This window comes from Variovorax boronicumulans (assembly GCF_019352895.1).
Taxonomy (GTDB): Bacteria; Pseudomonadota; Gammaproteobacteria; order Burkholderiales; family Burkholderiaceae_C; genus Variovorax; species Variovorax boronicumulans_A.
Map to the genome: position 1 here is coordinate 584,214 of NZ_JAAAFX010000004.1, position 23,906 is coordinate 608,119.

Annotated in this window: 22 protein-coding genes; 11 read left to right on the top strand and 11 right to left on the bottom strand. The window is 69.3% G+C overall.

Annotated features, from left to right (window positions below):
* The 5 genes from K0H49_RS30505 to K0H49_RS04340 form a co-directional block, all read right to left on the bottom strand.
* Positions 1–409, bottom strand: a 409-nt coding sequence (locus K0H49_RS30505) for an ATP-binding cassette domain-containing protein (protein WP_257624584.1), incomplete at its 3' end; no start/stop codon positions are given.
* Between the two features lie 121 nt (positions 410–530).
* Positions 531–1,490 carry a LysR family transcriptional regulator gene (locus K0H49_RS04325; protein WP_219209891.1) on the bottom strand — a complete coding sequence of 320 codons (960 nt, stop codon included), beginning with the start codon at positions 1,488–1,490 and terminating at the stop codon, positions 531–533.
* A gap of 46 nt (positions 1,491–1,536) precedes the next feature.
* Positions 1,537–3,981 (bottom strand): xanthine dehydrogenase molybdopterin binding subunit, encoded by a 2,445-nt coding sequence (gene xdhB / locus K0H49_RS04330; RefSeq protein ID WP_219209892.1) that lies wholly within the window; start codon positions 3,979–3,981, stop codon positions 1,537–1,539.
* Positions 3,978–5,573, bottom strand: a complete 1,596-nt coding sequence (gene xdhA, locus K0H49_RS04335; protein ID WP_219209893.1) for a xanthine dehydrogenase small subunit — start codon at positions 5,571–5,573, stop codon at positions 3,978–3,980. The genes xdhB and xdhA overlap by 4 nt, the downstream gene beginning before the upstream one ends.
* A gap of 191 nt (positions 5,574–5,764) precedes the next feature.
* The gene (locus K0H49_RS04340; protein ID WP_219209894.1) at positions 5,765–7,027 is read right to left on the bottom strand and encodes an Nramp family divalent metal transporter; all 1,263 of its coding nucleotides are present in this window, start codon (positions 7,025–7,027) and stop codon (positions 5,765–5,767) included.
* A gap of 99 nt (positions 7,028–7,126) precedes the next feature.
* Here K0H49_RS04340 and K0H49_RS04345 point away from each other — a divergent pair, with 99 nt between their 5' ends.
* A complete protein-coding gene (locus tag K0H49_RS04345) occupies positions 7,127–7,960 on the top strand; it encodes an alpha/beta hydrolase (RefSeq protein WP_219209895.1) in 834 nt (277 codons plus the stop codon).
* Between the two features lie 6 nt (positions 7,961–7,966).
* Here K0H49_RS04345 and K0H49_RS04350 read toward each other — a convergent pair whose 3' ends face one another.
* Both K0H49_RS04350 and K0H49_RS04355 read right to left on the bottom strand, forming a co-directional pair.
* On the bottom strand, positions 7,967–9,301 hold the full coding sequence (locus K0H49_RS04350) for a glycerate kinase type-2 family protein (RefSeq protein ID WP_219209896.1): 1,335 nt from the start codon (positions 9,299–9,301) through the stop codon (positions 7,967–7,969).
* A 53-nt stretch (positions 9,302–9,354) separates the two neighbouring features.
* A complete protein-coding gene (locus tag K0H49_RS04355; protein WP_219209897.1) occupies positions 9,355–10,560 on the bottom strand; it encodes a urate hydroxylase PuuD in 1,206 nt (401 codons plus the stop codon).
* Between the two features lie 232 nt (positions 10,561–10,792).
* Here K0H49_RS04355 and K0H49_RS04360 point away from each other — a divergent pair, with 232 nt between their 5' ends.
* The gene (locus tag K0H49_RS04360) at positions 10,793–11,146 is read left to right on the top strand and encodes a VOC family protein (protein ID WP_219209898.1); all 354 of its coding nucleotides are present in this window, start codon (positions 10,793–10,795) and stop codon (positions 11,144–11,146) included.
* 16 nt (positions 11,147–11,162) lie between these two features.
* Here the strand turns inward: K0H49_RS04360 and xdhC are convergent, their stop codons facing one another.
* The gene (gene xdhC / locus K0H49_RS04365; protein ID WP_219209899.1) at positions 11,163–11,966 is read right to left on the bottom strand and encodes a xanthine dehydrogenase accessory protein XdhC; all 804 of its coding nucleotides are present in this window, start codon (positions 11,964–11,966) and stop codon (positions 11,163–11,165) included.
* Positions 11,967–12,034: 68 nt separating this feature from the next.
* On the opposite strand from xdhC, the gene K0H49_RS04370 reads away from it, so the two are divergent.
* Positions 12,035–12,550: a hypothetical protein gene (locus K0H49_RS04370; RefSeq protein WP_219209900.1), complete on the top strand. Its 516-nt coding sequence runs from the start codon at positions 12,035–12,037 to the stop codon at positions 12,548–12,550.
* Here K0H49_RS04370 and K0H49_RS04375 read toward each other — a convergent pair.
* The gene (locus K0H49_RS04375) at positions 12,531–13,454 is read right to left on the bottom strand and encodes a LysR family transcriptional regulator (protein WP_219209901.1); all 924 of its coding nucleotides are present in this window, start codon (positions 13,452–13,454) and stop codon (positions 12,531–12,533) included. The two genes, K0H49_RS04370 and K0H49_RS04375, sit on opposite strands and share 20 nt — an antisense overlap.
* 169 nt (positions 13,455–13,623) lie before the next feature.
* On the opposite strand from K0H49_RS04375, the gene K0H49_RS04380 reads away from it, so the two are divergent.
* Together K0H49_RS04380 and K0H49_RS04385 are read left to right on the top strand one after the other, a co-directional pair.
* A complete protein-coding gene (locus tag K0H49_RS04380) occupies positions 13,624–14,997 on the top strand; it encodes an aspartate aminotransferase family protein (protein WP_219209902.1) in 1,374 nt (457 codons plus the stop codon).
* 14 nt (positions 14,998–15,011) lie between these two features.
* Positions 15,012–15,890, top strand: coding sequence for a transporter substrate-binding domain-containing protein (locus tag K0H49_RS04385; RefSeq protein WP_219209903.1), 879 nt, complete (start codon positions 15,012–15,014; stop codon positions 15,888–15,890).
* 6 nt (positions 15,891–15,896) lie between these two features.
* Here K0H49_RS04385 and uraH read toward each other — a convergent pair whose 3' ends face one another.
* Positions 15,897–16,247 carry a hydroxyisourate hydrolase gene (gene uraH, locus K0H49_RS04390; RefSeq protein WP_219209904.1) on the bottom strand — a complete coding sequence of 117 codons (351 nt, stop codon included), beginning with the start codon at positions 16,245–16,247 and terminating at the stop codon, positions 15,897–15,899.
* 84 nt (positions 16,248–16,331) lie between these two features.
* Between uraH and K0H49_RS04395 the strand changes: the two genes are divergently transcribed.
* From K0H49_RS04395 to K0H49_RS04410, 4 genes are all read left to right on the top strand, one after another.
* Positions 16,332–16,997 carry a GntR family transcriptional regulator gene (locus K0H49_RS04395; protein WP_219209905.1) on the top strand — a complete coding sequence of 222 codons (666 nt, stop codon included), beginning with the start codon at positions 16,332–16,334 and terminating at the stop codon, positions 16,995–16,997.
* A 169-nt stretch (positions 16,998–17,166) separates the two neighbouring features.
* Positions 17,167–18,108 (top strand): allantoinase PuuE, encoded by a 942-nt coding sequence (puuE, locus tag K0H49_RS04400; RefSeq protein WP_219209906.1) that lies wholly within the window; start codon positions 17,167–17,169, stop codon positions 18,106–18,108.
* Positions 18,109–18,262: 154 nt separating this feature from the next.
* Complete coding sequence (gene uraD, locus K0H49_RS04405; RefSeq protein WP_219209907.1) at positions 18,263–20,050, top strand: 2-oxo-4-hydroxy-4-carboxy-5-ureidoimidazoline decarboxylase; 1,788 nt, start codon at positions 18,263–18,265, stop codon at positions 20,048–20,050.
* A 17-nt stretch (positions 20,051–20,067) separates the two neighbouring features.
* Positions 20,068–21,294 (top strand): M20 family metallopeptidase, encoded by a 1,227-nt coding sequence (locus K0H49_RS04410; RefSeq protein WP_219209908.1) that lies wholly within the window; start codon positions 20,068–20,070, stop codon positions 21,292–21,294.
* Positions 21,295–21,352: 58 nt separating this feature from the next.
* Here the strand turns inward: K0H49_RS04410 and K0H49_RS04415 are convergent, their stop codons facing one another.
* Positions 21,353–22,324, bottom strand: a complete 972-nt coding sequence (locus K0H49_RS04415) for a LysR substrate-binding domain-containing protein (RefSeq protein WP_219209909.1) — start codon at positions 22,322–22,324, stop codon at positions 21,353–21,355.
* Between the two features lie 131 nt (positions 22,325–22,455).
* On the opposite strand from K0H49_RS04415, the gene K0H49_RS04420 reads away from it, so the two are divergent.
* Both K0H49_RS04420 and K0H49_RS04425 read left to right on the top strand, forming a co-directional pair.
* A complete protein-coding gene (locus K0H49_RS04420) occupies positions 22,456–23,202 on the top strand; it encodes an SDR family oxidoreductase (RefSeq protein ID WP_219209910.1) in 747 nt (248 codons plus the stop codon).
* Positions 23,203–23,436: 234 nt separating this feature from the next.
* The gene (locus K0H49_RS04425) at positions 23,437–23,904 is read left to right on the top strand and encodes a GNAT family N-acetyltransferase (protein WP_374122304.1); all 468 of its coding nucleotides are present in this window, start codon (positions 23,437–23,439) and stop codon (positions 23,902–23,904) included.
* Positions 23,905–23,906: the final 2 nt, after the last annotated feature.

Sequence of the window (23,906 nt, forward strand, 5' to 3'; positions counted from 1 at the left end):
TGTGCACCGGGCGCGAGGGGTCGATGTCGAGCCCGTACTCGCCGGCCTTGGCCGTGATGCGGCGCGTGACCTCGGCCAGCGCCAGGCTCTTGTCGAGCCCGAGCCACACGTTCTCGGCCACGGTGAGCGTGTCGAACAGGCTGAAGTGCTGGAACACCATGCTGATGCCCAGCGCGCGCGCCTCCTGCGGATTGCGCACGTTCACGGCCTGGCCGTTGAACATCACGGTGCCTTCGTCGGGCTTGACGGAGCCGTAGATGATCTTCATCAGCGTCGACTTGCCGGCGCCGTTCTCGCCGAGCACGGCGTGCGTCTCGCCCGGCTGGACCACCAGCGACACGTCGCTGTTGGCCACCACCGCCGGGTAGCGCTTGGTGATGTGGGAGAGCTGGAGTCGTGACGTGGTCATGCGTGTCTCGCTGGCATCGTGGTTGTCATAGGGGCCGAATCGGTCCGTGGATCCATCTTTGTTCTTCGGGTTCGGCATCGACGTGGAAGCAGGAAGCAGGCCACGCGCGGTGCCCGGGGCGCTAGGGTTCCAGAACGGCGGCGGCGGCGGCGGGCGAACGCAGCGAGGCGGCCACCGACTTGATGCGCTCGCGCAGCCAGCGCGCCGAACTCGACGCGTGCGTTCGCTCGTGCCACAGCTGGTAGTACATCAGCCGCGGGAAGCTCACCGGGCACTCGACGATGCGCACCGGCAGCCGGGCCGCGAAACGCTCGCAGTACTGGCGTCCGGTGGTCAGCACCAGCAGGCTCGAGGCCACCATGTCGGGAATCAGGCCGAAGTGCGCGCAGCGCGCCGTGATGTTGCGCTGCAGGTCCTGCGCGTCGAGCATCTGGTCGATGATGCCGCGCGCGCCCGGGTGCATTGGCGTGGGCGCGACGTGCTCGGCGGCCAGCCAGGTCTCGGCGTCCCAGCCGCGGCGCAGCACCGGGTGGTCGGCGCTCACCAGCGAGACGATCTCGTCGCCGAACAGCCGCGCCATGTGCAGGTCCTCGGGTGGCTTGAGCCAGTTGCCGATCACCAGGTCGACGTCGCCCAGCGACAGGTGGCCGTGGTAGTTGGAGTCGGGCGACAGCGGATGGATCTCGATCTTGCACAGCGGCGCCTGCGCCTTCACCTGCGTGACGAACATCGGCAGGAACATCGGGTCGAGGTAGTCGCTGGCGGCCACCCGGAAGGTGTTGGTGGCGGTCTGCGGGTCGAAGCCGCGGGCGTCGCTGAACAGCACCTCGGCCGAGCGCAGGATGCTGGCGGCGGGCTCGATCATGCGCAGCGCGGCGTCGGTCGGCACCATGCCCGAACCGGAGCGCACCAGCAGCGGGTCGCCCGAGAGTTCGCGCAGCCGCTTGAGCGCGGCCGACACGGCGGGCTGGTACATGCCCAGCCGGATGGCGGCGCGCGACACGCTGCGATCGGTCAGCACGGTGTGGAGGACCCGGATCAGGTGCAGGTCGATCTTGTCGAACAGCGTTTGGTCTCTCATAACGATCTACACATTTTCACAATATGCGGACGGTTATACCGCTGCTTCACCCCGCGACCGCCTGCACCGCGGTGATCGCGCTCAAAATCGCCTCGCTGGTCGCCGGCGCGCGCAGCGGCGGGTCGATCTTGTGCTCGCCGGCGGCCGACACGGCGTCGCGGATCGCGAAGAACACCGAGAAGGGCAGCAGCAACGGCGGCTCGCCCACCGCCTTGCTGCGGTGGATCGAATCCTCGGCGTTCGGGCCGTCGAACAGCCGCACGTTGAACACCGGCGGGCAGTCGTTGGCGGTCGGGATCTTGTAGGTGCTGGGGGCGTGGGTCGTGAGCTTGCCGCTCTGCGGATGCCAGACCAGTTCCTCGGTCGTGAGCCAGCCCATGCCCTGGATGAACGCGCCCTCGACCTGGCCGATGTCGATGGCCGGGTTCAGCGAGCGGCCCGCGTCCTGCAGGATGTCGGCGCGCAGCAGCTTCCATTCGCCGGTCAGCGTGTCCACCACGACTTCGCTCACGGCCGCGCCGTAGGCGAAGTAATAGAAAGGCCGGCCCTTGAGCCGGTCGCGGTCCCAGCTCAGGCCCGGCGTGGCGTAGAAGCCGTCGGACCACAGCTGCACCCGGTCGAGGTAGGCCTCGCCCACCAGCGTGGCAAAGCTCAGCGTGCGGCCGGCGACCTCGACCTGGTCGTTGGCGAAGCGCACGTCGGCCGGCTCGCCGCCATGGCGCGCGGCGGCGCACACGGCCAGCCGCTCGCGGATCTGGCGCGCCGCGTCCTGCGCGGCCTTGCCGTTGAGGTCGGCGCCGGTCGAGGCCGCGGTGGCCGAGGTGTTGGCGACCTTGGTGGTGTCGGTGGCGGTCACGCGCACGCTCTCGAAGCCCACGCCCAGCTCGTGGGCCACGACCTGCGCCACCTTGGTGTTGAGCCCCTGCCCCATCTCGGTGCCGCCGTGGTTGACCAGGATCGAGCCGTCGCTGTAGACATGGACCAGCGCGCCGGCCTGGTTGAAGTGCTTGACGTTGAACGAGATGCCGAACTTCAGCGGCGCCAGCGCCAGGCCGCGCTTGAGCACCGGGCTGCGCAGGTTGAAGTCGGCGATCGCCTCGCGCCGCGCGCGGTAGTCGCTGGTCTGTTCGAGCTTGGCCACCAGCTCGTGGATCACGTTGTCGGTCACGACCTGCTCGTAGGGCGTGACGTTGCGCTCGTCCTTGCCGTAGAAATTGATGCGCCGCACGTCGAGCGGATCGCGGCCCAGCGCCCGCGCCACGGTGTCGAGGATGTTCTCGACCGCGATCGCGCCCTGGGGCCCGCCGAAACCGCGGAAGGCCGTGTTGCTCTGGGTGTTGGTGCGGCCCGAATAGCCGTGCATAGCCACCTCGGGCAGCCAGTAGGCGTTGTCGAAGTGGCACAGCGCGCGCGTCATCACCGGACCCGACAGGTCGGCCGAGTGGCCGGCGCGCGAGACCATCGAGATCTCCGCGCCCAGCAGCCGGCCCTCGTCGTCGTAGCCGACCTCGTAGTCGTACCAGAAGCAGTGGCGCCGACCGGTGACCATGAAGTCGTCGTCGCGGTCCAGCCGCAGCTTGACCGGGCGCTGCAGCCTGTGCGCCGCCACCGCCGCCACGCAGGCGAACAGGCCCGACTGCGACTCCTTGCCGCCGAAGCCGCCGCCCATGCGCCGGCATTCGACGTGCACCTCGTTGGCGTGCAGGTGCAGCGCGTGCGCCACCAGATGCTGCATCTCGCTCGGGTGCTGGGTCGAGCAGTGCACGTGCATGCCGCCGCCCTCCTTCGGGATCGCGTAGCTGATCTGGCCCTCGAGGTAGAACTGCTCCTGCCCGCCGACATCGAGCGTAGCCTTCAGGCGATGGGGCGCGGCCGCGATGGCGGCGCGCACCGCCGCCTGCTCGTCGCCACCGGGCGCCGCGGTGCTGCGGCGCAGGTGCATCGGCGGCACCACGTACTGGCCGCGCGCGTGCGCGTCCTGCGGCGTGAGCACCGGCGGCGCGGTCTCGACCGTGAGCACCTCCTTGGCACGCGCGGCCGCGCCGCGGGCCACGGCGCGGGTCTGCGCGATCACCGCGAACACCGGCTGGCCCAGGTAGCGGATGTCGCCGCTGCACAGGATCGGGTCGTCGTGCACGATCGAGCCGCAGTCGTTGCTGCCCGGGATGTCGGCCGCCGACAGCACCGCCACCACGCCGGGCATGGCGCGCAGCACATCGAGGTTCATGCCGGTCAGCCGGCCGTTGGCCACCGGCGACAGGCCCAGCGCGCAGTGCAGCGTGCCGCGCAGCTCGGGGATGTCGTCGATGTAGGTGGCCTCGCCGGCCACGTGCAGCTGGGCGGATTCGTGCGGGCGGCTGATGCCCACGCGCGCGCCGCCGTCCTGCGCCTTGGCCTCGGCGCCGCGGTCGATGCGCGCCAGGATGTTGGCCTGGTAGTCGGCAAAAGCCTCGGTGGGCTTGAGCAGCAGGGCTTCGATGGGCTTGTTCATTGGGCGGACTCCTGCACGGCCAGCACGTCGTGCGGCATCACGCTCCACACGCTGGTGGCCGCCAGCGGCAGTGCATCGGTGGCGCGGGTTTCCAGCCACAGGCGCTGGATCAGGTTCTGCGCCACCTGCAGCCGGTAGGCGGCCGAGGCGCGCATGTCCGACAGCGGCTGGAAATCCTGCGCCAGCGCCTGCTGGGCTGCCTTGACGGCCTGCTGCGTCCAGGGCTGGCCGAGCAGCGCGGCCTCGGCGCCGGCCGCGCGCTTGACGATACCGGCCATGCCGCCGAACGCCAGCCGCACCTCCTTCACGGTGTCGCCGTCGAGCGTGAGCGCGAAGCCCGCGCACAGCGCCGAGATGTCGCAGTCGAAGCGCTTGCTGATCTTGTAGGCCCGCACCTGGCGCCGCAGCGCGGCCAGCGGCACCGACAGGCCCTGGACGAACTCGCCAGGTTCGAGCCGGTTCTTCATGTAGTCGAGGTAGAAATCGGTCAGCGGCAGGCGGCGCGTGCGCTCGCCGCGGCGCAGCTCGATCTGCGCGTCCAGCGCCATCAGCACCGGCGGCGAATCGCCGATGGGCGAGCCGTTGGCCACGTTGCCGCCCATGGTGCCCGCATGGCGGATCGGCGGCGAGGCGAAGCGCAGCCAGACCTCGACCAGCGAGGGCGCGCGCTGCGCCAGCGCGCTCCAGGCGGCCTCGAGCGAGGCGCCGGCGCCGATGTAGAGCGCGTCGCCGCGTTCCTCGACCACCTTCAGCTCGGCCACGTCGCCCACGTAGACGATGTCGCCCAGGTCGCGGAACTGCTTGTTGACCCACAGGCCCACGTCGGTCGAGCCCGCGAGCAGCCGCGCGGCAGGCTTGCTTTCGCGCAGCGCGGCCAGGGCTTCGAGCGTGGTCGGGGCGTGGAAGTGATCGAGGCGCTCGCCACGTGGGGCGGCGTAATGGAAGGTGGCGTCGCGCCGCAGGCCTTCGAGCGCCTGCACCACGGGCCGGGTGTCGAAAGGCACGGCCGGCAGGTCGAACATGCGCTGGCCGGCATCGAGGATCGGCCGGTAGCCGGTGCAGCGACACAGGTTGCCCGACAGGTCGTCGGCCAGCTGCTGACGGCTCGGGCGGGTGCCGGTGGTCTGGTGGTGTTCGTAGGTCGACCACAGCGACATCACGAAGCCGGGGGTGCAGAAGCCGCACTGCGAGCCGTGGCAGTCGACCATCGCCTGCTGCACCGGATGCAGGCGCTGCACCGGGTGCTTGTCGTGCCGCGCGGCGTCGTGGGTGCAGTCGGCACCGCCGCGCGTCTTCAGGTCCTCGACGGTGAACAGCGCCTTGCCGTGCAAGGTCGGCAGGAACTGGATGCAGGCGTTGACCGTTTCCAGCTTGAGTCCGCCCACGGTGCCGGGCGTGCCCTCGGGGGCCAGTTCGCCGATGACCACGGTGCAGGCGCCGCAGTCGCCTTCGTTGCAGCCTTCCTTGGTGCCGGTGCAATGGGCGTCCTCGCGCAGCCAGTCGAGCACCGAGCGCGTGGGATGCACGCCGCCCACCTCGACGGTGCGGCCCTGGTGGAAAAAGCGGATCGGTGATGTCGTCGTGGGCGTCATGTTCTGGTGCGGCTCGGGTCGGTCGGGCGGTGCGTTTCGCCCATTCCAGGCGGTGCATTCCGCCCATGCTGGAACTTAAGGCCCGCAGGCCTCTGTTTCATACGGACGTCACCATAGTGGCTATATGGGCAAGCCGCTGTGCGGGGCGTCGATCCAGCCATTGTCATCCCGACAACGGGGCAGCGAAAGCCTCAGGCGAACAGATCGCGCGCCATCATCAGCACCGCGAAACCCATGAGCGCGGTGCCGCCCCAGCCCAGCCAGCGCGTGCGCCGGCTCGAGACGAAGACGCCCATCACGCGCTCCTTGGCCACCAGCATCATCATGGCCGCCATGATCGGCACCGCCACCACGCCGTTGACCACCGCGCTCCAGTACAGCGCCTTCATCGGGTCGATGGGCGTGAAGTCCAGCGCGGTGCCCACCAGCGTCGCGATGCCGATGATTCCGTAGAAGGGCTTGGCCTCGCGCCAGTGCAGCTCCAGCCCCTCTTCCCAGCCGAAGGCCTCGGCCACGGCGTAGGCCGCCGACGAGGCCAGCACCGGCACCGCCAGCAGGCCGGTGGCGATGATGCCGCCGGCGAACAGCCAGAAGGCGAAGTCGCCGGCCAGCGGGCGCAGCGCCTCGGCGGCCTGCGCGGCCGAGGTCACGTCGTGGATGCCCGCGGTGTAGAGCACCGAGGCGCCCACCACCATCACGAAGAAGGCGATGGTGTTGGAGAAGATCATGCCGATCCAGGTGTCGAGCTTGACGCGCCGCAGGCCGCGCCAGATCTCGGCCTCGGTGCCGACATGGCTCACGCCACCGCCCTTCTGCCGCAGTTCCTCGACTTCCTGCGAGGCCTGCCAGAAGAACAGGTACGGCGAGATCGTGGTGCCCAGCAGCGCCACGATCATCATCCAGTAGTCGCTGCTCCACTGCAGCTGCGGCACCACCAGGTCGTGCAGCACCTTGGCCCAGGGCACCTTCACCGCGAACACCGTCGCCACATAGGCGAACAGCGTCAAGGTGAGCCACTTGAGGATGTGGGCCAGCCGCCGGTAGGGCACGAAGATCTGCAGCAGCACCGTGACCACGCCGAACAGCAGCGAATGGAAGTGCTGGCCGCCGCCGACCACCAGCTGCAGCGCCTCGCCCATGGCGCCGATGTCGGCCGCGATGTTGATGGTGTTGGCCAGCACCAGCAGCCCGATCAGTCCCAGCAGCAGCCAGCGCGGCATGTGGTCGCGCAGGTTGGCCGCCACGCCCTTGCCGGTGACCCGGCCGATGCGCGCCGAGACCATCTGGATCGCGATCATGAAGGGCAGCGAGAGGAACACCGTCCAGAGCAGGCCGGTGCCGAACTGCGCACCGGCCTGGGTGTAGGTGGCGATGCCCGAGGGATCGTCGTCCGCCGCACCGGTGACGACGCCGGGGCCCACGTGGCTGAGAAAGGACGGGATCCGGTTTTTCATGGGTGCGAAGCTAGCATGGGAGGATGGGTCGAAACTGACGAAATCGCGGCCTCGCCCGATGCGGCGAAACTAGGGCCTGTCTTTCCCCTCGGAGTCTTCTTGTCATCCAAAGCCTCTCGCATCGCACTGTCCGCCTCGGCGGCCGCCCTCGGCAGCCTCGCGGCCTACTGGACGCTCCTCGCCACGCGGCAAGGCCATATCCTGTTCAACGCCCGCAAGCTGCCGGTGGTGCACCTGTCCGAGCACTTCTCCACCTATTCGCACACCGTGCCGGGCGGCATGGTGCGCGGCTATGTCTACCACCCGCTCGGTGAAGAGGCGCTGCAGGACCTGTTCATCTACTTCGCAGGCCGCGGCGAGGACGTGCGGGCCACGGCGCAGGCGCTGCACTGGCTGCCCGAGGGCTTCGGCCTCGCGGCCTTCAACTACCGCGGCGTGGCCGATTCGCAGGGCGACCCGTCGGAGATCGCATCGGTCGCGGACGCGATCCAGTTCGCCGGCCACCTGCGCCGCGCCTTCCCGCGCGCGCGGCTGCATGTGGTGGGCCGCAGCCTGGGCACGGGCGTGGCGATCCAGCTGGCGGCGCAGCGCGACTTCGCGAGCCTGCAGCTGGTGACGCCCTACGACTCGATGCTGGAGGTGGCGAAGAAGCGCTTCCCGCTGGTGCCGCTGGCGCTCTTGCTGCGGCATCGCTTCGACTCGCTGACACACAGCCAGGAGGTCGCGGCCAAGACCCAGGTGCTGCTGGCCGAGCACGACGTGGTGGTGCTGCCCGAGCGTTCGCAGAAGCTCATCGACGCCTGGCCCACGCCGGTCCACGTCCAGACGGTGGCGGACTCCGACCACCACAACATCATGGGCCTCGAGGCGACCTGGCTGAACCTGGTCGACTTCGCGCTGACGACCGTACTGCCCGAGACCAAGGCGGCCTGAGACGGCTCAGAGAATCAGCAGCGCCCGGAAGTCGTTGACGTTGGTGTGCGTCGGCCCGGTGACCAGCAGGTCGCCGATCGCGTCGAAGTAGCCGTAGGCGTCGTTGCGGTCCAGGTGGTCGGACAGCTTGCGGCCCGCGGCCGTCGCGCGTGCCAGCGTGTCGGGCGTGACGAAGGCGCCGGCGTTGTCCTCCACGCCGTCGATGCCGTCGGTGTCGGCGGCCAGTGCCCACACGTCCGGCTGGCCCATCAGCGCGCCGGCCAGCCCCATGCAGAACTCGCCGGCCCGGCCACCCCGGCCCTTGGCCTGGCCCGGCTGGCGCGGCCGGATCGTCACCGTGGTCTCGCCGCCCGAGAGGATCACGCAGGGCCGCGCGAAGGGCTCGCCGCGCAGCGCCACGGCGCGCGCCAGGGCCGCATGCACCTTGCCGACCTCGCGCGATTCGCCTTCCATCTCGTCGCTGAGGATGTGCGTCGCCATGCCGGCGTCGCGCGCGGCCTTGGCGGCCGCTTCGAGCGACTGCTGCGGCGTGGCGATCAGATGGGTCTCATGGCCGCGAAAGACGGCGTTGTCGGGCTTGGGCGTCTCGAGCTCGCCGCTCTGGAGCCGGGCGCGCACCGGCGCGGGCACCTCGATGGCGTAGCGGTCGAGGATGGCCAGCGCTTCGGCGCAGGTGGTGGCGTCGGGCACGGTGGGACCGCTGGCGATCACGGCCACGTCGTCGCCCGGCACGTCGCTGATGGTCAGCGTCAGCACGCGCGCCGGCGCGCAGGCCGCGGCCAGCCGGCCGCCCTTGATGCGCGACAGGTGCTTGCGCACGCAGTTCATCTCGCCGATGCTGGCGCCGCTCTCCAGCAGCTGCTTGTTGATGCGCTGCTTGTCTTCCAGCGTCAGGCCTTCGGCCGGCAGCACCAGCAGCGAGGAGCCGCCGCCCGAGATCAGGCACAGCACCAGGTCGTCGGCCGTCAGGCCCTCGGTCAGCGCGAGGATGCGCTCGGCAGCCTGCATGCCGGCCGCGTCGGGCACGGGGTGGGCCGCCTCGACGATCTCGACGCGTTGCGGCACGCCCTCGGGGCGCGGCGGGATGTGGTCATAGCGCGTGACCACCAGCCCCGACAGCGGCGCCTCGGCCGGCCACAGCGCCTCGAGCGCCTGCACCATCGAGCCGGCCGCCTTGCCCGCGCCCAGCACCAGCGTGCGGCCCTTGGGCGGCGGTGGCAGGTGCGCGCCCAGCGTGTGCAGCGGCAGCGCACGCTCGACCGCTGCGCGGTAGAGATGTTCGAGGAAGGCGCGCGGCGCCGTGCGGGGATCGGGGGCGGTGACCGGGGTCGAGGCTGTCATGTGTGGCTTGTCTCCAATCCCCGAATTTTGCCGCACGCTCGCCCTGCCGGCCGCTAGTTGGTCTTTGCGCCGGCCTGGAACCAGCGGCCGATCAAGGCGCGCTCCGCATCGGTGATCTGCGTGGCGTTGTTCATCGGCATGATCTTCGTGACCACCACCTGCTGGTACACCGCCTGCGCGTGGGACTTGACCTGGTCGGGCGTGTCGAGCCGCACGTTCTTCATCTGCACGGCCGCGCCATGACACATGTAGCAGCGCTGCTCCAGCACCTTCTGCACGTCGCCGAAAGCCACCTTGGGCACTTCGGCACCGGCCACGGGCGCGGCCACCGGTTCGGGCTTCATCCAGACGATGGTCAGGCCCAGCACCGCGATGCCGAACAGCGCATAGGGCAGCGGATGGCGCGCATTGCCCAGCTTGAAGCGGTGGCGCACCACGAAGAACTGGCGAATGGCCGCGCCACCCAGCATGATCAGCAGCAGCACCACCCAGTTGTACTTGTGGGTGTAGGTGAAGCTGTAGTGGTTGCTCAGCATCGCGAACAGCACCGGCAGCGTGAAGTAGGTGTTGTGCACGCTGCGCTGCTTGCCGCGCTGGCCGTGCACCGGATCGACCGGCCGGCCCTCGCGCAGCGCCTGCACGTTCTTGCGCTGGCCGGGAATGATCCAGAAGAACACGTTGCCGCTCATGGTCGTGGCCATCATGGCGCCGACCAGCAGGAAGGCCGCGCGGCCGGCGAACCACTGGCAGGCCAGCCAGGTCGCGAACGCGATGAAGACCGCGATCAGCACGCCGACGATGGTGTCGCCGTTCTTGCGCCGCCCGAAGATCTGGCAGATGCCGTCGTAGACGATCCAGAACACCACGAAGAAGGCCAGCGCCACCGAGATCGCGGCACCCGGCTCCCAGTCCATCTTGCTCTTGTCGATCAGGTAGGTGCTGGCGTTCCACAGATAGGACATCGTGAACAGCGCGAAGCCGGTGAGCCAGGTCGAGTAGCTCTCCCAGTAGGACCAGTGCAGGTGGTCGGGCACCTTCTTGGGCGCCAGCGTGTACTTCTGCATGTTGTAGAAGCCGCCGCCGTGCACCGCCCATTGCTCGCCGCCCACGCCCTTGTCGAGCGACTCGGCGTCCTGCGGTTTCTCGAGGCTGTTGTCCAGCATCACGAAATAGAAGGAGGCGCCGATCCAGGCGACGGCGGTGATGACGTGGACCCAGCGCAGCAGCAGGTTGGCCCAGTCGAGGTAGTAGCTTTCCATGCTCAACCTTGTCGGCGCGTGGGTGCGCCTTGTGAGGGTTTGAATCTGCTCACCACTGCGGGCGCTGTAAGCAGATGAATGGCCGCGAACGCAGGTCTGGCGACCTCGCTCCGCTGCGGCTTGTTGTGGACCAAAGTGTATACACAATTCCCCCGTGTCGGGTGGTTTTTATGGGCAGGGATTTACCGCATCGCCCAGCACAATCCGGGCCACCTTCACGCATTGGAACGCCATGGCAGCCACGGGCCGGGATCGGCAGATCGACAACATCGAGTTCAACGTCGCGGACATCGCGCGCAGCAAGGCCTTCTACGGCGCCGTGTTCGGCTGGGCCTTCACCGACTACGGCCCCACCTACACGGAATTCAGCGACGGCCGGCTGACCGGCGGCTTCACCACGGGCGAGCCGGTGCGGCCGGGAGGCCCGCTGGTGATCCTGTATGCCGACGACCTGGCCGAAACGCAGCGGCGCATCGAAGCCGCGGGTGCGGCGATCTCGCGGCCGGTGTTCGCCTTCCCGGGCGGCCGGCGCTTCCACTTCACGGACCCCGACGGTTACGAGCTCGCGGTCTGGTCGGCGCCCTGAATCGGCCCGGCGGCGCTCACGGCGGCATCAGCAGCTGCGCCGCCACCGCCACCGCGATCACCTCGGGCTCCTTGCCCTCGATGCCCGGCACACCGATCGGGCAGGTGATGCGTGCCAGCTCCTCTGGCGTGAAGCCGCGCGCCTCGAGCCGGTGGCGAAAGGTCGCCCACTTGGTCCTGCTGCCGATCAGGCCCACGAAAGGCAGGTCGTCGCGCGCGCGCAGGCGCTGCAGGCAGGCGATCACCACGTCGAAATCCTCGGCATGGCTGAAGCTCATGATCAGCACGCGCGAGCCCGGCGCCAAGCCGGCCACCGCGCCCTGCACCGGCTCGGAATGCTCGGTCTCGATCTGCACCGGCAGCGCGGGCGCGAACACGCCTTCACGGCTGTCGATCCAGCGCACCGAGAACGGCAGCGTGGCGAGCAGGCGGGCCAAGGCGGCCCCCACGTGCCCGCCGCCGAACAGCGCGACCGGCTTGAAGTGCGCGCTGAGTTCGCGGGTCAGCGCCGGCACGTCACGCGCGATGACCCGCTGGAAGGCCAGGAACACCACGCCGCCGCAGCACTGCCCGAGGCTGGGGCCCAGCGGGTAGCGGCGCACGGCCTCGATCGGGTCCCCGCCGGCCAGCCAGGCCCGCGCTTCCTGCACCGCCTGGAATTCGAGCTGGCCACCGCCGATGGTGCCGGTCAGGTCGTCCTGCCAGACCGCCATCCAGGTGCCGGCCTCGCGCGGCACCGAGCCCTGCGTCGACGCGACGCGCACCAGCACCGCGGCCTCGCGGCCGAGGCGCTGCAGCAGTTCGTCGAGGGCCGGGATCATCGCGGGATTGTCCTCCCGGATCACACGCCGATGCATCGGCCTGGCGTATGCACGGTATAACGTCGGCGATGATTTTCCGCCTCACCCCGCGCCATGTCGCGCTCGCCGCCGCCCTGTCCGCCACGCTATGGCTCGCCGGTTGCGGCACCGCCCCCACCGCCACCACGCCCGGCCAGGTGCCCGGCCAGCTCAGCAACGCCACCTCGGCGCCACCGGGCCCGGTCCAGCAGCCGGCGCCCCGCGCGTCGGTCGCGGCCAACCCGCGCGAGTACCGGCGCGATGCCGCGCGCCACATCTACGACGCCAACAAGGACCGCATCTACGGCGGCCAGCTGCCGGCCGTGCTCTATGCCGTGGGCACGCTGCAGGTGAACCTGGACGCCGGCGGCAAGGTGCTGTCGATGCACTGGATGCGTGCACCGCAGCATGCGCCGGAAGTGATCGCCGAGATCGAACGCACCGTGCTCGCCGCCGCGCCCTTCCCGGCGGCGCAGCGCCTGGGTCCGGTGACCTGGACCGACACCTGGCTGTGGGACAAGGGCGGCCGCTTCCAGCTCGACACCCTCACCGAGGGTCAGCTGTAGCCTCGCACGGGGACGGCGCCCCGCTGCAGACCCGCTCCCACAGCTGCCCGACGACCGCCCGCGCCTGCGTCCGGGCGCGGTAGGCCACGATGCTCACCTCGACGTCCCAGGCGCCCTCGCCCACCGGCACGAGGTCGGCCAGCCGCCCCGCGACGAAGGAGCTGTCGGGCAGCCAGGCGACGCCCAGGCCCTGCGACGCCAGGTCGCCCAGCACGTCGGTCATCTCGGCCTCGAAGGCCCGGTAGCCGACGAGCGCCTGCGACGACTGCTCGATGGCCGAATCGACCACACGCGCAAAGTAGCCGCTGGCCGAGTACATGAGCAGCGGCACCGGCCGGGCTGACGTGCCGGGCAGCGCGAGCCCGCCCGAGGCGGCCAGCGCGCGCGACGCGTACGGGCGCACCTGCTCCACGCCCAGTTCGTGCCGCTCGAAGCGCGCCATGTCGAGCTGGATCGGATGCGCCGCCTGGTGGAAGCCGATCAGGATGTCGGCCGAGCCCGCGTTGAAGGCCGACACCGTGTCGTGCACATTGCCCACCTCCAGGCTGCAGGTGATCGCGCCTTCGCCCGACCATTGCCGCCACCATCCCGGCAGCCGCGTGCTGGCCAGCGCATAGGTCGAGGCGATGCGCACATGGTTGCGCGAGGGCGCATCGCCGATCGCAGCCTTGGCGTCGGCGATCTGGTTCAACAGGCCGGTCGCGACCTTGCGGAAATGATCGCCTGCGGGCGTGAGCCGCGTCGGGAACGCGGCGCGGTCGATGAGCTTGGCGCCCAGCCATTGCTCCAGCGCCTGGATGCGGCGGCTGAACGCGGCCTGCGACACGTTGCGCATCTCTGCCGCGCGGGTGAAGTTCTGCACTTCGGCCAGCGTCACGAAGTCCTGAAACCAACGGGTGTCCATCGCCTGATTTGCTCCTTTGCTGCGGGCTTTTGCAAGTCGCATGCCGATTCGATTTGCGCATCGGCCATGCGTGACGCGCATTGCGGCCGGATGCAAACTCAACATTGGACCGCAGGCCGCCCGCTCGCGACCATCACGAATCCCCTCTTCACAACCCAAAGGATTCATCATGAGCGAGCAACTTCGCGCGGCGGCCAAGGAATACATGGTCCGCTACGGCGGCGACACCTTTCCCAACCTGTTCCGCAGCGCCCGTGGCGCCATCGTGATCGACGACACCGGCCGCGAGATCCTCGACTTCACCTCGGGCCAGATGTGCGCCACCATCGGCCACAACCACCCGGCCATCGTGCGCGCGGTGCACGAGGCCGGCGAGAAGGCCTTCCACATGTTCAGCGGCATGATCCCCGAAGTGGTGGCCGAGCTCGCACAGAAGATGGCCACCGACTGGATGCCCGCGCCGCTGACCAAGTCGATCTTCGTCAACACCGGTTCCGAGAGCAACGAGGTGGCGCTGCGCATGGCGAAGATGTACACCGGCGGCTTCGAGATCCTGGCCGTGGGCGGCTCCTGGCACGGCGTCACGGGCGGCACCAGCGCCGTGTCCTTCGCGAGCGACCGCAAGGGCTACGGCGTGCACGTGCCCGGCGTGTTCCTCATGCCCGAGCCCAACGCCTACCGGCCCTATATCCAGGGCATGTCGGCCGAGGAGTCGGCGCTGACCTGCCTTGAGCTCGGCCTCAAGATGTACGACATGGCCTCGACCGGCCGCCGCGCGGCCATCATCATCGAGCCCATCATCAGCGCCGGCGGCGTGCTGGTGCCGCCCAGGTCGTACATGCAGGCCCTGCGCAAGGCGGCGGACGATCGCGGCATGCTGCTGATCTTCGACGAGGCGCAGACCGCCTTCGGCCGCATCGGCCACCGCACCGCCTCGGACTTCTACGGCGTGGTGCCGGACATCATGTCGGTCAGCAAGACCATGGGCGGCGGCCTGCCGCTGGCCGCGACCGTGACCAGCCCGAAGATCGAGCAGGACGTGTTCGAGAAGGGCTTCACCTTCTACACCAGCCACGTCTCCGATCCGCTGCCCGCCACCGTGGGCCTGGCCGTGCTCGAGACCATCCGCAGCGAGGGCCTGATCGAACGCGCCCGCAGCACCGGCGCCTACCTGCGCGGCCAGCTGCTCGACATGCAGCAGCGCTACGAGGCCATCGGCGACGTGCGCGGCGAGGGCCTGCTGCTGGGCGTGGAACTGGTGCAGGACCGCGACTCGCGCCTGCCCTACCACGAGCTCGGCGCGCGCACCACGAAGAAGTGCTTCGAGCTGGGCCTGAGCATGAACATCCGCCGCCGGCCCGAGCGCGGCTCGGTCTGGCGCATCGCGCCGCCGCTCACCGTGCGCCACGAGGAGATCGACCGTGCTATCGCCATCCTCGACCGCGCGCTGCGCGAGAGCCTGGACGAGATCGCGCGGCCCGCGCCCGTGGCCCGCGCGGACGCGAAGGTGGCCGGCAAGGCCGTCGCGGCGGCGAACCACTGAACGGCGGCGTCACCATGACCCGACCTCTTCTCCTCGGCGTCGCGCTGGCCCTTGCATGCATGGGCGCCAGCGCGCAGGACAGCGGCACGCTCGCCAAGGCCCGGGCCGCGGGCAGCGTCACGATGGGCGTGCGCGACGCCTCGCCGCCGCTTTCGTACTCGCTGGGTACCGGCTACGCGGGCTACCACGTCGAGCTGTGCGAGCAGATGCTGTCGAAGCTGCTGCCCGGCGTCGCCATCCGGCAGATGGCCGTGACCTCGCAGAACCGGCTGCCGCTGCTGCAGAACGGCACCGTCGACATCGAGTGCGGTTCGACCACCAACAACACGGCCCGCCAGCAGCAGGCCGCCTTCGCCCACACGACCTACATCACCGAAGCGCGCTTCGCGGTGCGGGCCGCGAGCGGCATCGCTTCGGTCGAGCAGCTCAAGGGCAAGACCGTGGTGACGACCACCGGCACCACGCTGGTCCAGCGGCTGCGCCGACTCGAACAGGAGCGGCACATCACGGTGGTGCTGGCCAAGGACCATGCGGAGAGCTTCCTGCTGCTGGAGAGCGGGCGCGCCGACGCCTTCGCGATGGACGACAACACGCTGGCCGGCAACATCGCCAACGCGCGCAACCCCGCGGACTTCAGGATCGTGGGCAAGCCGCTGGGCATCGAGCCGATCGCGATCATGCTGCGCAAGGACGATCCGGCCTTCAAGAGCGCGGTCGACGGCTACCTGGCTGCGGCCATGGCCTCGGGCGCGCTGGAGAAGCTCTACGCCAAGTGGTTCATGGCGCCGATCCCGCCCAAGAACGCGGTCATCAACATCCCGCTGAGCGACTCGCTCAAGGCCGCGTTCCTGGCGCCCAACGACCGGCCGGCCGAGGCCTACGAGGAGAAGTAGCGCCGCTCAGGACCCGCGGTAGGTGGAATAGCTCCACGGGCTGACCAGCAAGGGCACGTGGTAGTGCTGGTCGGTGTGGGCCACGCCGAAGTCCAACGAGACCTTGTCCAGGAAATTGGGCTCGGGCAGCTTCACGCCGCGCGCCTTGAAATACGCTGCCACGTCGAAGGTCAGGCGGTAGGTGCCCGTGCGCAGGCTGTCGTTGTCGTAGAGCGGCCCGTCGCTGCGGCCGTCGGCGTTCAGGGTGAAGCGCTTGACCAGCGTGGCCTGTTCGCCTTGCGTGGTGTACAGCGCCACCGCCATGCCGGCGGCGGGCCCGCCGTGCATCGTGTCCAGTACGTGAGTGCTCAGGCCCATGGCTCGCTCCTTCGGTCCGGCGGTGCCGGTAGTTTGGTGGACAAAAGTGTATACAGTTGTGGGATTCGGGTCTATCATGAATGCATGGAGCCCTCCACCACCGGCGCGATCGTCGACGCACTGACCAAGGCGATTGTCGAGCACCGCCTGCAGCCCGGCAGCAAGCTCGCCGAGCAGAAACTGGCCGATCATTTCGGGGTCTCGCGCACGCTGGTGCGCCAGGCCCTGTTCCAGCTGTCGCAGAACCGGCTGATCCGGCTCGAGCCCGCGCGGGGTGCCTTCGTGGCCGCCCCCACGGTCGACGAGGCGCGGCAGGTCTTCGCGGTGCGCCGCATGCTCGAAGCCGAGATGACGCGTGCCTTCGTGCGCGAGAGCACGCCGGCCCGGATCAAGGCGCTGCGCGATCACGTGTCCCAGGAGAAAGACGCCGTGTCCGGCGGCAGCGCCCGGCGCCGCAACGAACTGCTGGGCGACTTCCACGTGCGCATGGCCGAGCTCATGGGCAACGAGGTGCTGGCGCAGATGCTGGGCGAACTGGTCTCGCGCTGCGCGCTGATCACGCTGATGTACCAGAGCAGCACTGCGGCCGAGCACTCGCACGACGAGCATGCCGACATCGTGAAGGCGCTGGCCGCCCGCGACGAGGAACGCGCGGTGCGCCTCATGACCGAACACCTGGAACACGTCGAAGCCGAACTCACCTTCGACCGCAAAGTCCCCACCAACGACATCTCCCTGGCCCTTTCATGACGCTCCCACTCGTTCTCCGCGCACGTCGCGTCGCTTTGCCCCCCCCCTTGCGAGGGGCAACCCGTCTGTTCGTGGGCTGCGGCGGAACCGGCTTTGCCGGGCCGCAACGCAGCGCCCCCGGTCGGGGGTGGGGGCCCGACACGCAGTGCGGGCAACCTGGGGGCGAGCAATGACCTACGACTCCACCCTGCCCTACCCGCGCGACCTGGTCGGCTACGGCCGCAACCCGCCGCATGCGCGCTGGCCCGGCGGCGCCCGCATCGCGGTGCAGTTCGTCCTCAACTACGAGGAAGGCGGCGAGAACGCCACGCTGCACGGCGACGCGGGCTCCGAACAGTTCCTGTCCGAGATGTTCAATCCGGCCAGCTACCCGGACCGCCACATCAGCATGGAAGGCATCTACGAGTACGGCTCGCGGGCTGGCGTCTGGCGCATCCTGCGCGAGTTCGAGAAGCGCGGCCTGCCGCTGACGGTGTTCGGCGTGGGCATGGCACTGCAGCGCTACCCCGAACTCACGGCCGCCTTCCAGGAACTGGGTCACGAGATCGCCTGCCACGGCTGGCGCTGGATCCACTACCAGAACCTCGACGAAGCCACCGAGCGCGAACACATGCGCCTGGGCATGGAAGCCATCGAGCAGCTCACCGGCGAACGCGCGCTGGGCTGGTACACCGGCCGCGACAGCCCGCGCACGCGCCGGCTGGTGGCCGACTACGGCGGCTTCGAATACGACAGCGACTACTACGGCGACGACCTGCCCTTCTGGATGAAGGTGCAGAAGACCGACGGCAGCACGGTGCCGCAGCTCATCGTGCCCTACACGCTGGACGTCAACGACATGCGCTTCGCGCTGCCGCAGGGCTACTCGCACGCCGACCCCTTCTTCCAGTACATGAAGGACACCTTCGACGCGCTCTATGCCGAAGGCGACCCGAACGGCGACGACAGTCCGAAGATGATGAGCATCGGCATGCATTGCCGGCTGCTCGGCCGGCCGGGCCGCATCACCGCGCTGCAGCGCTTCCTCGACCACATCGCGCAGCACGACAAGGTCTGGGTCTGCCGCCGCGTCGACATCGCGCGCCACTGGAAGCAGGTCCACCCGGTATGACGCTGGCCACGGTCGGTCGCAACGGTCTCCACCCCTTCCCCCGCCGGGGGAAGACCGGGATGGGGGCAGGCACCCGGGCTGCCGTTGCACCCAGCGCCGCGTGCCCCCACCCCTGCCCTCCCCCCACAGGGGAGGGAACCAGACAAGGAACGATATGAGCCAGACGAATCTGACCGTTGCCCAACTCAACGCCGCTGCGCCGGCCGAGGCCGTCGCGCTGCTCGACGGCGTCTACGAGCACTCGCCCTGGATCGCCGAGCGCGCGCTCGCCGCGCGGCCTTTCCGTTCGCTCGCGCATCTCAAGCATGCGCTGGCGCAGGTCGTGAACACCGCCTCGGCCGACGAACAGATCGGCCTGATCGCGGCCCACCCCGAACTCGCGGGCAAGGCCATGGTCAGCCAGACGCTGACGGCCGAATCGACCAACGAGCAGCGCAAGGCCGGCCTGACCGACTGCACGCCCGAGGAGTTCGCGACCATCCAGCAGCTCAACGCCGACTACAACGCGAAGTTCGGCTTCCCCTTCATCCTGGCGGTGCGCGGCCCGCGCGGCGCGGGGCTGCCCAAGCGCGAGATCATCGAGACCTTCGCGCGCCGGCTGCACCACCATCCGGCCTTCGAGCGCGGCGAGGCGCTGCGCAACATCCACCGGATCGCCGAGATCCGGCTCGACGACAAGTTCGCCGTCGACCTCACGCTGGGCAACGACGTCTGGGACTGGCAGGAACAGCTGTCGGTGCACACCGATCCCGGCTACGCCGAGAAGGGCCAGCTCACCGTCACCTACCTGACCGACGCGCACCGCGCCTGCGCCGCCCAGATCTCGGCCTTGATGCTCGCCACGGGTTTCGACTCGGTGCACATCGACGCGGTCGGCAATGTGGTGGGGCGCTATGAAGGCGCCACGCCCGACGCCAAGACGCTGCTCACCGGCTCGCACTACGACACCGTGCGCAACGGCGGCAAGTACGACGGCCGGCTGGGCATCTTCGTGCCCATCGCCTGCGTGCGCGAACTCAAGCGCCAGAGCCGGCGCCTGCCCTTCGCCTTCGAGGTGGTGGGCTTCGCCGAGGAGGAAGGCCAGCGCTACAAGGCGACCTTCCTGGGCTCGGGCGCGCTCATCGGCCACTTCGACGCGCGCTGGCTCGTGCAGAAGGACGCCGACGGCATCACCATGCGCGAGGCCATGCAGCACGCAGGCCTCAAGGAAGAGGACATCCCGAAGATCCAGCGCGATCCGGCGCGCTACCTGGGCTTCGTTGAGGTGCACATCGAGCAGGGCCCGGTGCTGACCGAGCTCGACCTGCCGCTGGGCATCGTGACTTCGATCAACGGCAGCGTGCGCTACGTGGGCGAAGTCATCGGCATGGCCAGCCACGCCGGCACCACACCTATGGACCGCCGCCGCGACGCCGCCGCCGCGGTGGCCGAGCTGATCCTCTACACCGAACGGCGCGCCGCGCAGGATGGCGACTCGGTCGGCACCGTGGGCATGCTCGAAGTGCCCAGCGGTTCGATCAACGTGGTGCCGGGCCGCTGCAAGTTCAGCCTGGACCTGCGCGCCCCCCACAACACGCAGCGCGACGCGCTGGCCACCGACGTGGTGGCCGAGCTCCAGGCCATCTGCGAGCGCCGCGGCGTGCGCTTCGAGCTCGAGGAAACCATGCGCGCCGCCGCCGCGCCCAGCGCGCCCGCCTGGCAGCAGCGCTGGGAGACAGCGGTCGATGCCCTGGGCATCCCGCTGTTCCGCATGCCCAGCGGCGCCGGCCACGATGCGATGAAGCTGCACGAGGTCATGCCCCAGGCCATGCTCTTCGTGCGCGGCATCAACTCGGGCATCAGCCACAACCCGCTCGAATCGAGCACCAACGACGACATCCAGCTGGCTGTCCAGGCCTTCCAGCTCCTGCTCGAAGGCCTGGCTGCTGACCCCGCCCCCTGATTCGGAGAAGACACGACATGACCGACTACGCCAAGCTCGACGCCTGGATCGACGCCCACTTCGACGAGGAAGTGAAGTTCCTGCAGCAACTGGTGCAGGTACCCACCGACACGCCGCCCGGCAACAACGCGCCGCACGCCGAGCGCACGGCCGAGCTGCTGAAGGACTTCGGCTTCGAGGCCGAGAAGCACGCCGTGCCCGCGCAGGAAGTGCAGGACTACGGGCTCGAATCGATCACCAACCTGATCGTGCGCCGCCCCTACGGCAGCGGCGGCCGCACCGTGGCGCTCAATGCGCACGGCGACGTCGTGCCCCCGGGCGACGGCTGGACGCACGACCCCTACGGCGGCGAGATCGTCGACGGCAGCCTCTACGGCCGCGCCACCGCGGTCAGCAAGAGCGACTTCGCCAGCTTCACCTTCGCGCTGCGCGCGCTCGAGGCCGTGGCCAGGCCGACGAAGGGCGCGGTCGAGCTGCACTTCACCTACGACGAGGAATTCGGCGGCATCCTCGGCCCGGGCTGGCTGCTCGAGAAGGGCCTGACGAAGCCCGACCTGATGATCGCGGCCGGCTTCAGCTACGAAGTGGTCACGGCCCACAACGGCTGCCTGCAGATGGAAGTCACGGTGCACGGCAAGATGGCCCACGCGGCCATCCCCACCACCGGCGTCGACGCGCTGCAGGGCGCGGTCAAGATCCTCAACGCGCTCTATGCGCAGAACATGCTCTACCAGCAGGTCACGTCGAAGGTCGAGGGCATCACGCACCCCTACCTCAACGTGGGCCGCATCGAAGGCGGCACCAACACCAACGTGGTGCCCGGCAAGGTGGTGTTCAAGCTCGACCGCCGCATGATCCCCGAGGAGAACCCGGTCGAGGTCGAGGCCGCCATCCGCCAGGTGATCGCCGATGCGGCCGCCGAGAGCGCGGGCATCACGGTCGAGATCAAGCGCCTGCTGCTGGCCAACTCGATGAAGCCGCTGGCCGGCAACAAGCCGCTGGTCGACGCGATCCAGAAGCACGGCCAGGACGTGTTCGGCGAACCCATCAAGGCCATGGGCACGCCGCTCTACACCGACGTGCGCCTGTACGGCGAAGCCGGCATCCCGGGCGTGATCTACGGCGCCGGCCCGCGCACCGTGCTCGAGTCGCATGCCAAGCGCAGCGACGAGCGCGTGGTGCTCGAAGACCTGCGCCGCGCGACCAAGGTCATCGCGCGCACGCTGGCCGACCTGCTGGCCTGAGGGCATGCGGGAGCGTTGAAGACCGCCCGGGTCGACGACGACTGCACCGGACCTCGCTTCATCGCCGCCGGGGCTTCCTGCGCCCCTTGGCTTCCGCCGCCGCCAGTTCCCGCGCGTCCAGCACGTAAGCGGACGACTGGGCCAGCCGCTCCACGCTCAGGTCGACGAAGGCGCGCACGCGCGAGGGCAGCGCCGTGCGGCTGCCGTAGTAGACGTGGACGCTCAGGTGGTCGGCGGCGTGCGCCGTGAGCAGCGGCACCAGCCGTCCCGCGCGAATCAGCGGCGCCGCCGACAGGCCCGACAACAATCCGATCACGTGGCCCGCGAGCACCGCCTCGGTCTCGAACTGGGCATCGTTCGTCGACAGCGCGGGCGGCAGGTCGTGGGAGATCACTTCGCCGCCCACCTTGAGCAGCCAGGGGAGCACGCGACCGGTGCCGGGTTGCCGGAACACGCTGCAGCGGTGCGAGGCCAGTTGCTCGATCGAATCCGGCGCGCCGTGCGCCGCGATGTAGGCCGGCGCCGCGCACACGATCAACTGCATCGCGAACAGACGGCGGGCGGCCAGGCCGTCTTCGGGTGGCGAGCCGATGCGAAAGCCGACATCGGCGCGATCCTGCACCCAGTTGCCGATGCGGTCGTCGAGCTTCACGTCGGGCTGGACATCGGGATGGCGGCGACAGAACTCGTCGACCAGCGGCCACAGCACGGGCAGGAAGGAGTACTTCGGCGCGACGATGCGCAGCGGGCCGGCGATCTCGTCCTTCGCGGTGCGCGCACGGTCGAGCGCGCGCTCCAGTGCCGCCAGCGCGGGCTGCGTGGCTTCGAGCAACTGCTGTCCTTCGGACGTGAGCGCGATGCTGCGCGTCGTGCGATGCAGCAGGCGCACGCCCAGCCGCGCTTCCAGCGCCGCGAGCGCCTGGCTCGCGGCCTGCGGGCTGACGCCCTGGACGGCCGCGGCCCGCCGGATGCTGCCGAGCTCGACGGCCTTGGCCAAGGTCTCGATGGCGCGAAAGTCGCTGATGGGCACGTGCTGCTCCCCGGAAGTGTGGGTCGCCAGTATCAACCAGTACTTGCCACTGGATCAAGACCCAGCCTTCTAGTGGATTGACACCGGGCCACCTAGATTGGAGGCCCACATCACCACCACAGGAGAATCTCATGCGCAGCAACATCGATGGCAAGGTCATCGTCATCACCGGCGCCAGCAGCGGCCTGGGCGAAGCGGCCGCGCGCCTCTTGAGCGCACGGGGCGCACGCCTCGTGCTCGGCGCGCGGCGCACCGATCGCCTGCAGCAACTGGCCGACGAACTCGATCCCTCGGGGCAGCGCGCGATCGCCGTCGCCACCGACGTCACCGTACGCGAACAGGTCGCGCATCTGGTGGACACCGCCGTGCAGACCTTCGGGCGCATCGACGTGATGGTCAACAACGCGGGCCTCATGCCGCTCGCGCCGATCGAGCGGCTCGCGGTCGGCGACTGGGACCGCATGATCGACGTGAACCTCAAGGGCGTGCTCTACGGCATCGCGGCGGCCCTGCCGCACATGCAGCGCCAGATGTCCGGCCAGTTCGTCAACGTGTCGTCGGTGGCCGGCCACAAGGTCATGCTGAACGGCGCCGTCTACAGCGCGACCAAGCATGCGGTGCGGGCGCTGTCCGAAGGCCTGCGGCAGGAGACCAAGGCCTGGAACATCCGCACCACCATCGTGTCGCCGGGTGCGGTGGACACCGAGTTGCAGGGCAGCGTCACGGAGCCGGACATCGCACGCGGCATGCGCGACTTCTACCAGGCCGTGGCCATCCCGGCCGACGCCTTCGCGCGCGCCGTGGCCTTCGCCATCGAGCAGCCCGAGGACATGGATGTGAACGAGATCCTGTTCCGGCCGACCCGCCAGGTGCCCTGACAGGTCCAAAGACAGAGGCGCATTCCGCCAGCTCGCGCACCATTTTTTCGCCGGGCGCTGCGAGTGCGATCCGGCGCTGAGGTCTGCGACAGAATTCTGCCGAGGTGAGCGCAGGCCGGCGGTATCGGAGATGCAAGCCCATCGCGCCGGATCCAGATACTTCTCAGCCGGAAAGTGGGTGTTGTGATCTCAGTTCGACCCGCAGGACCGAACGAATGGCGAACCTATCGCGATGTGCGCCTGCGCGCGCTGCTTGATTCGCCCGACGCTTTCGGCAGCACCTATGCAGCCGAAGCCGACCGAACGGACGCCATGTGGGCCGGCCGGATTTCAGCAGCCACGTCCTCCGGTCAGGACCGCGTGCTTCTCGCGCGCCATCGCGAGGAGGTGTGCGGTCTCGTGTGGTGCAAGTTGTCGACCGACGCGCCGACGGTGGCGAATCTGTTCCAGATGTGGGTCGACCCGGCATCTCGCGGAATGGGGGCAGGCCGTGCCTTGCTTGAAGAGGCCATCGCTTGGGCGGAGGGCCTGGGCGCGCGTCGCGTCTGCCTGGGTGTCACTGTGGCAGAGACGCCAGCGATGCACTTGTATCTGGCATGTGGCTTCCGCCCCAGCGGGAGAACGGAGCCTCTGCGTGAAGACTCGCGCCTCGCGGTGCAGCCGATGAGCCTGGCTGTGGGGTCCGACCGGATCAAGGCCTGAGT

Bases quoted from the DNA above. Each gene is read 5' to 3' on its own strand.
- K0H49_RS04325 (WP_219209891.1), bottom strand. From the start codon at position 1,490: ATGAGAGACCAAACGCTGTTCGACAAGATCGACCTGCACCTGATCCGG.
- xdhB (WP_219209892.1), bottom strand. From the start codon at position 3,981: ATGAACAAGCCCATCGAAGCCCTGCTGCTCAAGCCCACCGAGGCTTTT.
- xdhA (WP_219209893.1), bottom strand. From the start codon at position 5,573: ATGACGCCCACGACGACATCACCGATCCGCTTTTTCCACCAGGGCCGC.
- K0H49_RS04340 (WP_219209894.1), bottom strand. From the start codon at position 7,027: ATGAAAAACCGGATCCCGTCCTTTCTCAGCCACGTGGGCCCCGGCGTC.
- K0H49_RS04350 (WP_219209896.1), bottom strand. From the start codon at position 9,301: ATGACAGCCTCGACCCCGGTCACCGCCCCCGATCCCCGCACGGCGCCG.
- K0H49_RS04355 (WP_219209897.1), bottom strand. From the start codon at position 10,560: ATGGAAAGCTACTACCTCGACTGGGCCAACCTGCTGCTGCGCTGGGTC.
- K0H49_RS04360 (WP_219209898.1), top strand. From the start codon at position 10,793: ATGGCAGCCACGGGCCGGGATCGGCAGATCGACAACATCGAGTTCAAC.
- xdhC (WP_219209899.1), bottom strand. From the start codon at position 11,966: ATGATCCCGGCCCTCGACGAACTGCTGCAGCGCCTCGGCCGCGAGGCC.
- K0H49_RS04370 (WP_219209900.1), top strand. From the start codon at position 12,035: ATGATTTTCCGCCTCACCCCGCGCCATGTCGCGCTCGCCGCCGCCCTG.
- K0H49_RS04375 (WP_219209901.1), bottom strand. From the start codon at position 13,454: ATGGACACCCGTTGGTTTCAGGACTTCGTGACGCTGGCCGAAGTGCAG.
- K0H49_RS04380 (WP_219209902.1), top strand. From the start codon at position 13,624: ATGAGCGAGCAACTTCGCGCGGCGGCCAAGGAATACATGGTCCGCTAC.
- K0H49_RS04385 (WP_219209903.1), top strand. From the start codon at position 15,012: ATGACCCGACCTCTTCTCCTCGGCGTCGCGCTGGCCCTTGCATGCATG.
- uraH (WP_219209904.1), bottom strand. From the start codon at position 16,247: ATGGGCCTGAGCACTCACGTACTGGACACGATGCACGGCGGGCCCGCC.
- K0H49_RS04395 (WP_219209905.1), top strand. From the start codon at position 16,332: ATGGAGCCCTCCACCACCGGCGCGATCGTCGACGCACTGACCAAGGCG.
- puuE (WP_219209906.1), top strand. From the start codon at position 17,167: ATGACCTACGACTCCACCCTGCCCTACCCGCGCGACCTGGTCGGCTAC.
- uraD (WP_219209907.1), top strand. From the start codon at position 18,263: ATGAGCCAGACGAATCTGACCGTTGCCCAACTCAACGCCGCTGCGCCG.
- K0H49_RS04410 (WP_219209908.1), top strand. From the start codon at position 20,068: ATGACCGACTACGCCAAGCTCGACGCCTGGATCGACGCCCACTTCGAC.
- K0H49_RS04420 (WP_219209910.1), top strand. From the start codon at position 22,456: ATGCGCAGCAACATCGATGGCAAGGTCATCGTCATCACCGGCGCCAGC.